At 37.8% G+C, this 14319-nt stretch carries 17 protein-coding genes; 1 reads left to right on the top strand and 16 read right to left on the bottom strand.

The genetic code is table 11. The features are described from left to right. Window positions 1-11: 11 nt before the first annotated feature. The 13 genes from LM917_RS04435 to nrdD all read right to left on the bottom strand — a co-directional run bounded on the left by LM917_RS04435 (window position 12) and on the right by nrdD (window position 10163). Entirely contained in the window at window positions 12-542 is a 531-nt protein-coding gene (locus LM917_RS04435) for a spore maturation protein (RefSeq protein WP_232696555.1), read from the bottom strand. A 21-nt stretch (window positions 543-563) separates the two neighbouring features. Beyond that, window positions 564-1154, bottom strand: coding sequence for a nucleoside recognition domain-containing protein (locus LM917_RS04430; RefSeq protein WP_232696276.1), 591 nt, complete (start codon window positions 1152-1154; stop codon window positions 564-566). After that, a complete protein-coding gene (locus tag LM917_RS04425) occupies window positions 1147-2322 on the bottom strand; it encodes a D-alanyl-D-alanine carboxypeptidase family protein (protein WP_232696275.1) in 1176 nt (391 codons plus the stop codon). Before LM917_RS04425 ends, LM917_RS04430 begins: the two co-directional genes overlap by 8 nt. 75 nt (window positions 2323-2397) lie before the next feature. Continuing rightward, window positions 2398-2994: an SMC-Scp complex subunit ScpB gene (scpB, locus tag LM917_RS04420; RefSeq protein WP_232696274.1), complete on the bottom strand. Its 597-nt coding sequence runs from the start codon at window positions 2992-2994 to the stop codon at window positions 2398-2400. Then, window positions 2981-3751 (bottom strand): segregation/condensation protein A, encoded by a 771-nt coding sequence (locus LM917_RS04415; RefSeq protein WP_232696273.1) that lies wholly within the window; start codon window positions 3749-3751, stop codon window positions 2981-2983. The genes scpB and LM917_RS04415 overlap by 14 nt, the downstream gene beginning before the upstream one ends. An 80-nt stretch (window positions 3752-3831) precedes the next feature. After that, window positions 3832-4509: a site-2 protease family protein gene (locus LM917_RS04410; protein WP_232696272.1), complete on the bottom strand. Its 678-nt coding sequence runs from the start codon at window positions 4507-4509 to the stop codon at window positions 3832-3834. A gap of 140 nt (window positions 4510-4649) precedes the next feature. Further along, entirely contained in the window at window positions 4650-5087 is a 438-nt protein-coding gene (locus LM917_RS04405) for an HD domain-containing protein (protein WP_232696271.1), read from the bottom strand. A gap of 56 nt (window positions 5088-5143) precedes the next feature. Beyond that, window positions 5144-5527 (bottom strand): ClpX C4-type zinc finger protein, encoded by a 384-nt coding sequence (locus LM917_RS04400; protein ID WP_232696270.1) that lies wholly within the window; start codon window positions 5525-5527, stop codon window positions 5144-5146. Between the two features lie 309 nt (window positions 5528-5836). Further along, the gene (locus LM917_RS04395) at window positions 5837-6460 is read right to left on the bottom strand and encodes a nitroreductase family protein (RefSeq protein WP_232696269.1); all 624 of its coding nucleotides are present in this window, start codon (window positions 6458-6460) and stop codon (window positions 5837-5839) included. A 108-nt stretch (window positions 6461-6568) separates the two neighbouring features. Further along, window positions 6569-6955: a DoxX family protein gene (locus LM917_RS04390; protein WP_232696268.1), complete on the bottom strand. Its 387-nt coding sequence runs from the start codon at window positions 6953-6955 to the stop codon at window positions 6569-6571. A gap of 129 nt (window positions 6956-7084) precedes the next feature. Further along, window positions 7085-7555: a MarR family winged helix-turn-helix transcriptional regulator gene (locus tag LM917_RS04385; protein ID WP_232696267.1), complete on the bottom strand. Its 471-nt coding sequence runs from the start codon at window positions 7553-7555 to the stop codon at window positions 7085-7087. Between the two features lie 181 nt (window positions 7556-7736). After that, window positions 7737-8240, bottom strand: coding sequence for an anaerobic ribonucleoside-triphosphate reductase activating protein (gene nrdG, locus LM917_RS04380; RefSeq protein ID WP_232696266.1), 504 nt, complete (start codon window positions 8238-8240; stop codon window positions 7737-7739). Further along, window positions 8241-10163, bottom strand: a complete 1923-nt coding sequence (gene nrdD / locus LM917_RS04375; RefSeq protein ID WP_232696265.1) for an anaerobic ribonucleoside-triphosphate reductase — start codon at window positions 10161-10163, stop codon at window positions 8241-8243. Between the two features lie 383 nt (window positions 10164-10546). Between nrdD and LM917_RS04370 the strand changes: the two genes are divergently transcribed. Then, entirely contained in the window at window positions 10547-10756 is a 210-nt protein-coding gene (locus tag LM917_RS04370) for a hypothetical protein (protein WP_232696264.1), read from the top strand. A 180-nt stretch (window positions 10757-10936) separates the two neighbouring features. Here the strand turns inward: LM917_RS04370 and LM917_RS04365 are convergent, their stop codons facing one another. From LM917_RS04365 to LM917_RS04350, 3 genes are all read right to left on the bottom strand, one after another. Beyond that, on the bottom strand, window positions 10937-11401 hold the full coding sequence (locus LM917_RS04365) for a DinB family protein (RefSeq protein WP_232696554.1): 465 nt from the start codon (window positions 11399-11401) through the stop codon (window positions 10937-10939). A gap of 403 nt (window positions 11402-11804) precedes the next feature. Continuing rightward, window positions 11805-12518: a DUF421 domain-containing protein gene (locus LM917_RS04355; protein WP_232696263.1), complete on the bottom strand. Its 714-nt coding sequence runs from the start codon at window positions 12516-12518 to the stop codon at window positions 11805-11807. Between the two features lie 567 nt (window positions 12519-13085). Beyond that, on the bottom strand, window positions 13086-14312 hold the full coding sequence (locus tag LM917_RS04350) for a cation:proton antiporter (RefSeq protein WP_232696262.1): 1227 nt from the start codon (window positions 14310-14312) through the stop codon (window positions 13086-13088). Window positions 14313-14319 lie beyond the last annotated feature (7 nt).

The following is a 14319-nucleotide window of genomic DNA, read 5'->3' as shown; positions in this document are numbered from 1 at the left end:
CAGTTTCTGTATTAAAACAGGACTGCTACCACAACTAATGATGCTACTACCCCCATTAAATCAGACCAGAGTCCCACTTTAAGCGCATACATACTATTTCTGATCCCCACCGCTCCAAAGTAAACAGTTAATACATAAAAGGTAGTATCCGTGCTCCCTTGCATCGTCGAGGCAAGACGTCCAATCATAGAATCAGGACCATACTGGGCAATTATATCGGTAGCAATCGCTAATGAACCTGTTCCAGACAAGGGACGCAATAACGCTAATGGAACGATCTCGGAAGGAATATGCAAAAAAACAAGCAGCGGCTTTATAAGTTCTAAAAAAAGATCAAGAGCTCCTGATTGACGGAACAGAGTAATAGCTACCATCATCGCCACAAGATGAGGCAATATTCGAATTGTTGTAACCAATCCTCCCTTTGCTCCCTCTACAAAGGTGTCATAGACAGGTACTTTCTTCCACCAACCGTGCGTTAAAATAAATGCAATAAAACAGGGGATGGCCCAAATCGAGAGTAGATTGACCACTTGATACATTGTCATATCTCCTCCTGTTCCTTAACGAAGTTTGTTCATCGTACGATATCGATAATAACGATCTAGCATTAGGGCAAATAGGGTAGCGATAGATGAGGCCAAGAGGGTACTGCTCACTATTTCAAAAGCATTGCTTGATCCGTATTGGAGGCGAATGGCTATCATTGTGGTGGGAATAAGTGTAATGCTCGCTGTGTTAATAGCTAGAAGTGTGCACATTGCAGGCGATGCTCTTTCTTTGTCTGGGTTTAATTTTTGCAGCTCTTCCATTGCTTTTAAACCCATGGGTGTTGCAGCATTACCTAATCCTAATATATTGGCACTAATGTTTGACATGATATAACCAATAGCTGGATGACCTTTTGGAATATCGGGAAATAAACGTTGTACGATTGGGCCTAATGCAATTGACACAAGATGCAATAGTCCGGATTTTTCGGCAATTTTCATTAGCCCCATCCAAAAGATGAGGACGCTTAGTAATCCAAAGCTAACGGTAAGACCTGTTTTTGCTCCATCAAATACCGCCTGACTAACCGTTTCCATTCTGCCATTAATTGCTGCCACAATTATGCTTATGACAATCATGAACAACCAGATCACATTAAGCACTTTTTGCACCTCCCCGCAACCATTGCATCACATTTTTCCAAGAGCTAGAAGGTTCATCGAACTGCTGAAAGGTGTCTTTTGCTTGCTGAAGTGTTACCGGCATTTTTCCTATTAGATCGTCATGCAAATATAACTCAATAAATCCCGCTTGCTGATTCAGCGATGATTTTTTTAGAGGCAACGTGACATTCCATTTTGTACGGACATGCTGTTCTTCTCCAGCTTGTAAGGGATATCGAAATGAATCTTGAACGGTCAAAATCCAGTCCTTATTCTCCTTATTTTTCAGATGATCAGGGAGCGACCAGCTTTTCCCTTTTTCTAGCAAAGTATGCTCGCTGTATTGTTGAAAACCAAAGTCCAACAGGTTAGCATGGTCCTTCCAATCATCAGATGCATTCAGTGTGATTACGGCTAACTGCCTTCCATCTCGGGTGGCGGACGAAGCGAGACATCTTCTTGCCTTTTTCGTAAAACCTGTTTTTACGCCATCTGCTCCCTTATATAGGTGCAACATCTTATTTTTGTTCTGTAGACGTCTCTCCCACTTTTCTCCGTCCCACGGAATATTTTTCACCTTAGTTGAGACGATTTGTTGAAAAGCTGGATTTTTCAAGGCATACGCAGATAATTTCACCATATCTATCGCTGTAGAATAATGTTCATCACTATCATCTAGTCCATGAGGATTGGTGAAGTTACTCTCCGTCATTCCAATAAAGCTAGCCTTCTCATTCATCATAGTAGCAAAGCCTTGCGTCGATCCGCCTACTTGCATGGCTATGGCGGTCGCCGCATCATTACCGGACCTGAGCATTAATCCATACAACAATTGTTCCAGTGTTAATTTTTCCCCTCTTTTCAGAAAGATGGACGAGCCTTCCACTCCTACTGCCTGATCAGGAACCGTCACCATTTGGTTAATGTCACTTGATTCAATCGCTGTAATTGCTGTTAATGTTTTGGTCAAACTAGCAATTCTCATCTGTTTATGACCATTTTTCTCAAACAGAATTCGTCCTGATGCCACATCGATAACAGCAGCTGACTCCGCTGAGATACTTGGACTATCACTCGGTGCCGCTTCTATATTGGACGTTGGGGAGAGTGTAGCCATACATAAAAAGAAAACGACGAGAACGCCGATTGGTTTAGACTGGTATTTCATAGTGTCCTCCCATGCTTGGTTTCCAAAATGGTTTGTACCAAGTATATGGAGACAAGTCTAATGATATACCCAATCTTACTCTAGCGTCTGGTCGTTTTCTGTGATCTCTTTTTTAGCAAATAGCTGTGAAGCTTCCAATTCATCCAGTTCCATCGATAAATTAACAGGTGGCTCTGGTAAATCTCCAATATCTTTCAATCCAAAATAATCCAGGAATTCACGGGTAGTCCCATATAAAATTGGGCGCCCTATTCCTTCTGCGCGGCCTATTTCCTTGATTAACACTTTGGTCATTAGGGTATGTAGTGCTTTTTCGCATTTGACACCACGAATTTCTTCTATATCCGATCGTGTAATCGGCTGCCTGTAAGCAACGATGGCTAATGTTTCCAAGGCTGCTTGTGAGAGAGTTGAATTGGTTGGTGAGTGTGCCATCTTTTCAAAATAAGGCATATGTTCTGGCAATGTGGTGAACTGATAGGCTCTTGCTACCTCAACAATCTGTATACCTCTGCCTGCCTGGATGAAATCTTTTTTCATTTCATCCATAAGATCAATGACCCTTGCTTCGTTAAGCTCCAATATTTCTGCAATCTGCTTTGATTCAAGCCCTTCATCCCCTGCCAAAAACAACAAGCCTTCCACAACAGATTTCATTTTATTCAAATCCACTATTGTTCCCTCCTTTTACTTCACTAATCATGATGTCTGTAAAGAGCTGGTTTTGTACACAGGTGATTGCTTTTGATTTCATCAGCTCTAGCAAAGCTAGGAAGGTTGTAACGATCTCTGTACGAGAAACATCATTAACAAATAGTTGAGAAAACCGGACATGACCTCCGCCTACTTTTACCAATTGACGAATCTCAGTCATCCGATCCTTAATCGATACTTCATCACGAGATACCTTGGTGACAGGATCTTTTGTTTTCAGACGTTGTATCATGTTTTCCAGAGCTTGTACCATATCAAATAACGTAACATTTTTAATCGCTGGCTGTTCTTCCTCACGCACGTAAGGAGTTAAATCCTCTGCTGGACGAGTAAACACGTGACTTCTACCCATTTCCATTTCTCGGAGCTGTTCCGCCACTTTTTTAAATTTCTTATATTCAAGTAAGCGTTGCACCAGATCATCTCGTGGGTCCATTTCATCCATGTCATAATCGTACAAACTCATATCTAATTGCTGCTCCTCCTTTTTGGGGAGAAGCAGCTTGCTTTTAATAGATAACAAGGTGGCAGCCATTACGACAAACTCACTGGCAACATCTAATTGCAATTCATGCATGGTCTGGATAGTTATGAGATACTGTTCCGTTATTTCTGCAATCGGTATGTCGTAAATGTCCACTTCTGCTTTATCAATTAAATGGAGCAGTAAATCGAGTGGACCTTCAAAAGAATCTAGCTTAATACTGTATGACAATGCTAATCCCGCCTTGCTTTATCTAAATCCGACTGGTAAATCCTTTTCTATGAACGAGAGTAGATTGTATCTAACTCACCTTATAAAAATAATTGTAACGCAATAGGACGAACGATTGACTCCAAAACTTTCAAGGTCATTTCCATCGGAATGACGAGGATACTCCTGAATGGTGGCAACAACACGATTAACAGCAACAGCCAAGGGCCATACAAATCTAGCTTGTCAAAAAAGCGATCCCAGCGATGTGGTGTTATATATCGCACGATTTTAGAACCATCTAGCGGAGAAATAGGTAGTAAGTTAAATACCATTAAACCGAGGTTAATAAATACACAATATTGAATTGTCAACTGAATAGCTTCGATTACTTTATCTGACCAAGTAGCCATTATCTCGATCATAAAGGGTGCTTGAAACATATAAAACAATAACAAGAAAATAAAAGCCAAGATCATATTGATCACTGGTCCAGCAGCTGCTACATAAACAATTCCTAATCGTTTATTTCCTTTAAAATTATTCGGATTAAATGGTACAGGTTTAGCCCATCCAAATGGTCCAAACAAGATCATAATTAATCCAAATGGATCAAGATGGGGCAAGGGATTAATTGTTAGCCTGCCCTCATTTTTTGCTGTTCTATCTCCCAAGCTATACGCTGCCAGTGCATGCGCATATTCATGCAGAGAAAATGCGATTACAAACGCAATTACCCGAAATGGAAGGCTATACAAATCAAAATGAAATAAACCCATGAAATAAAAATCCTCCTTCTTCGCACGTTCCAACCATATGCTTATATGCCTATTTTAATAGAATAACAGCCTGTAGAAGTGGTTACAAGTATAAGCAATTGTTATCTATAACAATATAACGGAGCTTGTGACAAGATTTTTTATTTCTCCGCGAAATCTTCCTGTGTTAGAAATTGAAAAGCATCCTGATATTTTGCTACTCTCGCATAATCTTTCGTATCTGGTTCCGGAATGCGGGATAGATCCATATTATCCTTTAAATCCGCCAATTTCACCTTTGTTGCAAGCGGATTATCCTTTACTCGTTGTAAATATAAGTCATATTCTTCATTCGCTTTTTTCGTAAGGGCAATAACAGATAAGATGACCTCTTCCGGAAATCCTTCTTCCCGAAGATCGTCAGCTGTCACTTCCGTATCCTCCAGTACATCATGTAGAAGAGCAACCATTCTCGCTTCATCAGAAGACATATGAAGCATTAAGCGTAATGGATGCAACATATAGGGTTGTCCCCCTTTATCCTTCTGACCTTCATGTGCTTTCGTTGCCAATTGAACTGCTTTCACTACCATATTCATGGTAATCCCTCCTTGAGACATTTTTGCGCGGACAAGATGTTATGTTGAATATACTATCACGTAACTGAATGATTGGTATCTGTCGTCAAGAGTTGTTTACCAAAATCAAGACATTCACCACATATGATTACAGAAGGTCCTCTCACAACAACCTCTTTAGTTCGTAAACAAAAGGAGCATCTGTTATGATCCATGACCGTTTTATTAACGCTGACATCATTATCAGAATTTACTTGTGTATCCTCATGATACTCGAACTCTCCTTTTATTTTCATAACCACAATTTTAAATGCAACTGCCATACCTTCATAAAAAAGTTTACGGTCCGTCTCTTGTGTAGAGTGATAGGTACGATCAAACTCTTTTTCCAGTCTTTCTACTTCCAGAATCAGATCTTCAAGTTTTGCTCCACGAAATGTCTTCTTTCGGAAATCCCCCATCCTCTCCCACCTTTCTTTGTATACATTTGTATACAACATGTAGCCAATTAATTCCTTCTTGTATCAGAAAAGACCAATTTATGTGATATAAACGTAAAAGGAATCAAATATAGAGGAGATGGAGAAATATCGAAGGAATACCATTATATGAATTATCAAATGACAAACAGTCGCTGTAATTAACAAGCATATTTTGATAACAAAAGAAGCTGTTTTCCCAATCATGGCGAAAACAGCTTCTCTTTATAAATATTTTATGCAAAAATCTCGTTTACCTGTAAAAGATTCCTCCGACAAAAATCCCGAAAATTAAAATTTGTTAAATCTAACAAATTCACCAGTCGGTTTTCGATAACCTCTTGGTCTTTGTTTTGTCGTGTCTTCCTTACCAAGCGTAATCATCATGACAGGGATTTTCCCTTCAGGAATTTCCAATATCTCAGAAATTTCCTGCGGATCATAACCAATCATTGGGCAAGTATCCCAACCTTTTTCCTTTGCGATCAGCATAAACAACATTGCAGATAAACTTCCATTTCGAATTGCTTCTTCTTTTTGGAAAACAGGACCTCTACCTTCATAGAAGCTAGTAACAACTTCTATTTCTCTATCGTACTCTTGCTTACTTAAAATACCCAAGTCTAAAAATCCCTGATTTATTCTTGCTACGTCCTGATAAGCACGCAAATCCCCTACTACCACAATAACTGCAGATGAAGTGTGAACCTTATATTGCTTCGTTGACTCATAAATTTTTTCTTTCAATTGCTCATCCGTAACTGCCAGATAATGAACATGTTGTAAATTAAACGCAGAAGGTGCAAATTTCACCAATGAAAACATCTCTTCTAATTCTTTGTGCGAGATTGTTACGCCTTCTTCAAATTTATTGGCCGATCGTCTAGTTTTTAGCAGATTAATAAAGTCACTCATTAAGTCCGTCCCCTTTTTCAAATGTTAGAGATATATGATATCGACTGATAGCTCATCATACAATGATATGCCTCACTTACCGATTATGATATGGATAAACCGTGTCAATTACAGTAGTACGTATGCACCTGGACCACCTAATGCTACCCCTATGACGACTGCTATCAATACAAGATTATATTCATAACCGTTTTGAGTTGCCCACAGACCATTTTTCCCGTGAACGGTAGCAATCGCCACCACCATTGCTCCTGTGATCATCAATGCTCCTAACCAGGTAAACACGCCCGTAGCGAATAGCAAACCACCTACTAATTCAGAGGCTCCTGCCATAAATGCCATGAATACCCCAGGGCGTAGCCCTATTGATTCCAACCAACCTGCAGTACCTTTTAGTCCATAACCTCCGAACCATCCGAATAGCTTCTGTGCCCCGTGAGCTACGAATAATCCACCAATGACAATACGTATGATAAGTAAACCTAGATCCAACATGTTATAAAACCTCCAATTAATTATGATTATTTTAATTTTGTATAGCTTTATTTTTTATATCTTTATTTTAAGATATAAGAGAGTCAGATACTCCTGTTCCTCAGGTGGGAGCATCTTTTTTTATAAACGCTATTTCTTCAGTGCCTGAGCACTCTTACCCAGTTTTTTTAATAGCGGGATAATCTGGCGCTTTTCTTCTAGAGTAAGCCCTTGTAATGACTCTTCCAGATTTTGATGTTGGAGAGGAAAAATCTCAGCTATCAGCTTATGTCCCTCTTCCGTTAGCTCGGCATATATTACACGACGATCTGCTTTACATGGCTTTCTAAGTAAAAGTCCTCTTTTTTCCAGCTTATCAATCACATACGTAATATTTCCGCTTGAAATCAGAATTTTTTCTCCTATTTGTTGTAAGGGCATACCGCCTTTGTGATACAGTACTTCTAATACTCCAAACTCTGTTGGATTTAAACCATATTGGCGAAGGAATTTATTAACGTGCAGTGTTACCCAGTTATAGGAACGAGTAAGGACTATAAGCAAGTCAAGACTCTCTTGTGTAACATCCACTACTGTTGATTCACCCTGTTGGTCTGTCATGGAAGCTTCCCTCCTTATCACCTACATTTTTAGTTTCTTTAATTGTTATATCTTGAATTTAAGATAATTATATGTGTTATTTTTTCTTTTGTCAACATGTCAATTTATTTTGGGGATTTCACCTACTACATATCCACTGTCAGGGGCAGTACCTCTGACAGTGGATATTAGGTTCTAATATTTATAAGTTCATTGTTATCGCCTGATTAACTAATAAACTATTTGGAACATCAATAACTCTCTGATTAGTAGATCCCTTGAATTTTAGGGTTAAATCTTTTTGCTCAAGAACGAATCTGCCATCTACTAGTACATTACACAGCTGTAACAGTTCTTTTTTGTTTTTATCCTTTACTATTTCCTCAAAAGTATAACCCGACCAAGTCCAAATATTCATGTCGGGAAATTCTCTTTTAAATTCTTTGACAAAAGGAAGTAATTCCTCCGCACTTTCAAATGGCTCGCCACCTAAAATGGACAATCCAGACATTCTAATTGGAGCATCCCGAAATGCATCCATTATCATTCTCTCAGTTTCCCTAGTAAATGCTTCTCCATAATTCTTATTCCAAGCCTGGGGATTAAAACAGCCATTACATCTATGTGTACAACCACTAACAAACAAGGTATGCCTAATTCCAGTGCCATTTAAGGTGTCGAACTTTTTAAAACTGGCAATATTCATTTAGAGATGTTTCACCCGCTTCGTTACCTCAATCTGTTTTCCCTTATTAAAGGCACGATCACTTGGTTCAGAAAGGTAGCCACAGCATCTTCTAATTACAGAAACAGTGGATGGATTATTGTTACCGCAATTAGGGCATTTGTACCCATCTATGGAGGCTTCAAATTCACCCTCGAATCTACATTCAAAACATTTGTCACTCGGTGTGTTAACACCAAAGTATGGCACATGAGAATACGCATAATCCCAAATCATTTCAAGAGCTTCTGGATTATTGATCAAAGAGTTTACTTCTACAAAAGAAATAAATCCCCCTGATGCCAGTTGTGGATACTCGCTTTCAAATTTTATTTTTTCAAACGGAGTTACAGCTTCCTCCACGCTAAGGTGAAAACTATTGGTATAGTAACCTTTGTCAGTAACACCTGGGATAATTCCAAATTCATCCTGATCAATTTTGCAAAATCGATGGCACAGACTTTCCGATGGAGTTGAATACAGGCTAAAGCCATAACCAGTCTCGTTTCTCCATTTATCAACAGCTGCTCTTAGATACCTAACAATATCAAGAGCTTTATGATGAAGGTCCTCGTTCCCCCATAATTTTTTTCCATATAATGAAATAATGGTTTCGTGTATTCCAATATAGCCAAGACTTACAGAAGCAAAGCCGTTTTTAAAAATATCATGAATTGGCGTATGCGCTGGAAGCCTGAATCCAGTTGCACCTTGTTGATACAAGATAGGTGCTACATCACTTGTTACTGTTTTAAATCTTCCAATTCTAGTTTGCAGCCCTTTATATGCGAGATCCAGTGCCTCATCGAGTAGAGAGAAAAACATCTCTTCGTTACCCTCGGATCGAATTGCTATTTTTGGCAGATTTAACGAAACTACACCCAAATTCATTCTGCCATCTGTAACTCTTTTTCCATCTTCATTCGTATATGTACCTAAGAAACTTCTACATCCCATGGGAAACTTGAAGTCCCCTGTAATTTCTCTGATTAGCGGTTTGGAAACGATATCTGGATATAATCTTTTGGCACTACATTTTATTGCCAGCAATTTAATATCATAGTTCGGATCTTCTGGCTTAAGGTTGTTCCCCTCCTCTAATGCATAGACAAGTTTAGGAAAAATCGCTGTCTTCCCTTCTTTTCCAATTCCCTTGTATCTATTCAGGAAGATTGCCTTCTGGATTTCTCTACCTTCCCAAGATAACTCTGAATCTATACCAAATGTAATAAATGGTGTCTGTCCATTAGAGGTGTACAGTGTATTTACTTCGTATTCTAGGGACTGTGCACCATCGTAAACCTCTTTCTCTGTTAATTCTTTTGCAGCAATCCAAACATTGTTAAACTTCTCTTTAACTACTTCATTATCGTGTTCAATGCTACCGAATTCTTGTTCAAAATCCTGTGCGTTAATCTGTTCTCCTCTCACCCATTTAAAGGCCTTGAGGAAATGCTTTTTAAAAGAAATTTTCACATAAGGTGCCAGTATCCGATCAATCCCATTTATAGTAGTTCCTCCGTAGATATGTGATGAAACCTGGGCAATAATTTGAGAAGTGACCTGGCACGCTACACTGAAAGATTTTGGTTCTTCAATCTCAGTGTTTCCAATTTTAAACCCTTTCTTGAACATTCCTTCAAGATCAATCAGCATGCAATTAAACATTGGAAATAGCGGAGAATAATCTAAGTCATGAAAATGAATGAGGCCCTCCGTGTGAGCGTTAGTTACCTCTTCGGGAATTAAATAGGTTAAAGCATACTCTTTAGAGATCATTCCTGCTACGAAATCACGTTGTACAGGAATGACACCCCCATCTTTATTCGAGTTTTCATTTACCACCTCAATGTCAGTACCAAAAATAATCCCATCTATTTTTCCCTTTAATCTTTTATCAAGCATGCTTACCTCTCCCTTGAAATTTAATACCTGTTTATTGTTTTTAACTACTATATATAGTGTCATTTTTCTAATACATCCAATTCTAACACTATATATCCAGTTATATTATTTATGGAAAATTAAAATAATTTAAAGGGGTGTCTGCTGCTAGTAAACCGATAAAAGTATGAATTATTCTTGGAAAACCTATTATTTGTTTGTATGAATGTAACATTTTTTGTTGAAAATTTCTTGAAAATGAGTAACTAAAATTAACATTTTTATTTTTTTATACTAAATAATAAAACTAAAAAGATTTTATTTTTTTATTATTTAGAATATATTTACATTAATGTCATTTATAGATATACTTCTATTAGATTATAAATATGGAGGTGAGTTAAATGAAAAAGGTAATTACATTAGCTATGGCTCTTGGCTTAATTATGGGCAGTATGGGATCCGTTCATGCAACTGATGTTATTTATCCATGCAGTTCCACTGGATCCAATGTATTCAAAGTAACACCAAATTGTGGTGGGGGAAAAAAACCACCGCCACCACCGCCAGTATGTAAACCAGTACCAGGTGGTCAACCAATTTGTGATTATTAATACTTCACCCTCTTGTTTCAGAATATCTTATCCCTATTACTTTTCGCGAATAGAATGCCTGCACAAATACCTATAAAACTTACTATGATCAAAAACATTGCCCAACCGGGATTGTAGCCGGTTGGGCAATTGTATTAGGTATGTAGGATTACTTCCATTAGCCTAGCTAGACGCTCTAACCTACTCATATAAACCTCTTCTAATCAGATTAGCTGAAGCAGGTGTTACTCCCAATTCCTTCGCCCAAACAGATAACTGTCCCATATGATGGATTTCATGCGCTATCACATGCCGCAATATTTCGCCTTTTCTATATGTTTCTTCGTCCCAGGAAACAGTCACAATTACTTTTTCATCCTCATTTGACCATGTTTGTAGAAATTCTTGCAGCTCGGTACGCCATGAATCAGATAGCTCTTTTAGTAAGGGGATACTCAAGTAATCTTCATATTGCACTGAAATATCTGGTTTGCCCTGAATACCACGAATCCAGCTGTATTCTACATCGATAATATGAAACAGTGTATACATAATACTTTCCACTCCACCAACACGGGGCTTTATTAATTCTTCTTGTGGAACCCTTTGTAACAATTCAAACCATTCATCTCTTACTTGCCAGTTATATTGAAATAATGGTTGCAACATACACCCTCCATTCGTGGTTTTCTAAAACAAGCAATTCTCTTTTGATTGTAGCAAAAATTACCATTACACGTTTGGTTTTTTTATTTAAAAAACCCCTTCTAGCGATGTGCTAAAAGGGATTTCATATTTTCTTTATATTCTATTCTTTAAAAACCTTAACTTCTTGCATTTTATCCACGTGCTTCATACATAGTCTCTTTGCCTTAGGCAAGAATGTTCAAACTGACGTGTCTCTGTCCCATTCGCTGCGGCAACTTAGGCACGACAATTTACGCAAATTCAGGTTTTTAACCTCTTTGTTTTGGTATCCACAGCGCGAGCAAAGCTGATGGATGAGTCTGCAACGATGAAACTAGTGCCTTCTTGGAAAAAGCATGGATACAGATGATTCGACAGGATATTATTCCCGGTCGATTGAATGCTTTATACGATCCTCATACTGATCAATATATAAAGTTCCATTAGAACTTTTTACGGCATAATTGATTTTTTCAATGGTGAGCCCCCGTTTTTTTACCTGGGATAGAAGCCATTCCCTTGTAACACCATTAGCTGTTAAGTTGTCTCCAATGACTTGACCGTCCATGATCAGTTCAATTGGAAATAATTGCTTTTTGATAGGTTTTAGTTTTAAATCTTTTCTCGTAACTGGTAAATATTCCGGTTTTCGAAGTACAGAAAGTTTTCCATTTAGTTCAAGTATGGCGTATTGAACTTCTTCAAGGTTGAATACGTCTTTTTCTCTTAACTCTTGATTCAGTGTATCCAATGTCAACTTCAATTTTCGCATATTACTCTCTAAAATTTTTCCATCTTGGATAATGACCGTTGGCTGACCTGAGAACCATTTACGAAGCGTTCTATTTTTAAGGGCTAGATACATTAATATATAAGCAATGATAGAGAACGTGAGTAGTGCGGTGATCATCTGCCAAACACTTACCTGCTTATTGAATGACAAATTAGCTGTTAAAGCACCTAGTGTAATTGTAACTACGAAATCGTGATACGTCAGCTGGGAGATAGTTGGTTTGCCAAGTATACGAGCAATAATCATCATAATTGTAAATGCAAGAACGGATCGAAAAACAATATCTAAGATATGTAAGTCCATTTTACACCGCCGTAACTACAATCATTTTGTTAGACCATTTATTATTTTATCCATGTATGATTGTTTTCAATCGAAGAAAAGTATCCCAGTTTATCATCAACCTTCAACAATTTTTGATTAATAAAAAGTTGATAAAAGTAAGAAAGGTCGATTATCAAGAAAGTGATTTTGATGGCTAATCTATTTTTTGATCAGCGATATGATTACCTAACCAATATTCAATATAATGTTCCAACCCGCATTCCTAATCTTCACCCAAGATGCTTTCAGTAAATTGTATGGATATACTTCATATTTATTTTTACTGCAAAAGAATCCTTGAAGATAATCTTCAAGGATTCTTTTGCTTACTTCCATTTATCTAATGAACATAAACGAATGGATTGTCTAAGATGGTTCAGCATGTCGACACTTTCGTTATATTCTGGGCTTTCCGGCTTCTCCACATAAGGTGCTTCACTTGGTGCTTGCAACGCATACACCTTTCCGTCCTACATTCCTATACCGGTAAAGAGTCCTGTATCTGCATACTCATCTTTCTCCCACACAGTTTTGTCGATGACTAGTTCATCCTCCAGTAACTTCTCTTTTTTTCTTTTCCGTTTCTTTGCTCCATTTGAAAATATTGTTTAAAATTTTGTAAATACTCTTGCTTTCTTTCGCCATAAGTGGCCCAAAGATTGCCAAAATAAAAACATAAAGGGCAGTAAATGGAGTTAAAATCGAACTTAATCCTGCTGTGACTCCCAGGTTAGCAACAATAATTGAAAATTCCCCCCTAGCCATTATTGTTAGCCCGATACTAGTAGAAGCTTTATGGGATAGACCAGCTTTTCTACCAGAAATCATACCTGCTACAAAGTTTCCGATAATTGTTATTAATGCAGCACCTAATGCCAACCAAATTGCTCCTGCCAATGTTGAGGGATCAATACTAAGTCCAAAGCTAAAGAAGAAAATAGCTCCAAAGAAATCTCTGAACGGAACGACCAAATGTTCAATACGATCCCGGTGCTCAGTTTCAGAAAAAACTAAACCTAATAGTAAGGCGCCAATCGCTTCTGCTACATGAAGCGTTTCTGAAAATCCAGCAACAAAAAATAATATGGCAAATATAACAATAATGAAAATCTCATCAGATTTTATATTTAACCATTTATTTAATAAAGGAGCACCTTTTCGTGCAATTATAAAAAACAGTAACATATAACCAATTGAAATAAGAACAGAAGTGATAATACCGAGGGCGGAAGTAGATCCAGCAAGCAAAATACCTGACATTGTGGTTAAAAATAAAGCTAGAAAGATATCATCAAATAATACAATCCCAAGAATTAGCTCTGTTTCAGGATTTGCTGTTCTTTTTAAATCGACAAGAACTTTCGCTACAATTGCACTAGAGGATACACTAAGGAGTCCAGCAATAATTAGAGTTTCCATCCATGGCATTCCAGTAATAAATCCAAATAGAAGGCCTAATACAAAATTGATTACTACATAGATACTCCCCCCTATAACAATATTCCGTCCTGATTTCACTAGCTTACCTACAGAAAATTCAAGCCCTAGGTAGAAAAGTAAAAACAGTACCCCTATTCGCCCTAAAAATTGAATAATTTCATTACTTTCAATAAAGGTTAAGTTAATAATCCCGACCTGTGGAGCATGTGGCCCAACAAGCATACCTAGTATGATCAGAAAAGGGATAATGGAAAACTTAAGCTTATTAGCAATAATTGAACCAATAGCTACAAGGACAAGTGCGGTTCCAACTTCAAATACTAATTGATCCATCTATTTC

Source organism: Brevibacillus daliensis, from assembly GCF_021245735.1.
GTDB classification, from domain to species: Bacteria; Bacillota; Bacilli; order Brevibacillales; family Brevibacillaceae; genus Brevibacillus_B; species Brevibacillus_B daliensis.
Note: the sequence above shows the minus strand (reverse complement) of the source record. Positions and strands in the feature narration are given on the sequence as shown.

Excerpts from the sequence above, each read along its gene's own strand:
- LM917_RS04435 (WP_232696555.1), bottom strand. The coding sequence starts at position 542 with ATGTATCAAGTGGTCAATCTACTCTCGATTTGGGCCATCCCCTGTTTT.
- LM917_RS04425 (WP_232696275.1), bottom strand. The coding sequence starts at position 2,322 with ATGAAATACCAGTCTAAACCAATCGGCGTTCTCGTCGTTTTCTTTTTA.
- LM917_RS04410 (WP_232696272.1), bottom strand. The coding sequence starts at position 4,509 with ATGGGTTTATTTCATTTTGATTTGTATAGCCTTCCATTTCGGGTAATT.
- LM917_RS04405 (WP_232696271.1), bottom strand. The coding sequence starts at position 5,087 with ATGAATATGGTAGTGAAAGCAGTTCAATTGGCAACGAAAGCACATGAA.
- LM917_RS04400 (WP_232696270.1), bottom strand. The coding sequence starts at position 5,527 with ATGGGGGATTTCCGAAAGAAGACATTTCGTGGAGCAAAACTTGAAGAT.
- LM917_RS04395 (WP_232696269.1), bottom strand. The coding sequence starts at position 6,460 with ATGAGTGACTTTATTAATCTGCTAAAAACTAGACGATCGGCCAATAAA.
- LM917_RS04390 (WP_232696268.1), bottom strand. The coding sequence starts at position 6,955 with ATGTTGGATCTAGGTTTACTTATCATACGTATTGTCATTGGTGGATTA.
- LM917_RS04385 (WP_232696267.1), bottom strand. The coding sequence starts at position 7,555 with ATGACAGACCAACAGGGTGAATCAACAGTAGTGGATGTTACACAAGAG.
- nrdG (WP_232696266.1), bottom strand. The coding sequence starts at position 8,240 with ATGAATATTGCCAGTTTTAAAAAGTTCGACACCTTAAATGGCACTGGA.
- nrdD (WP_232696265.1), bottom strand. The coding sequence starts at position 10,163 with ATGCTTGATAAAAGATTAAAGGGAAAAATAGATGGGATTATTTTTGGT.
- LM917_RS04370 (WP_232696264.1), top strand. The coding sequence starts at position 10,547 with ATGAAAAAGGTAATTACATTAGCTATGGCTCTTGGCTTAATTATGGGC.
- LM917_RS04355 (WP_232696263.1), bottom strand. The coding sequence starts at position 12,518 with ATGGACTTACATATCTTAGATATTGTTTTTCGATCCGTTCTTGCATTT.
- LM917_RS04350 (WP_232696262.1), bottom strand. The coding sequence starts at position 14,312 with ATGGATCAATTAGTATTTGAAGTTGGAACCGCACTTGTCCTTGTAGCT.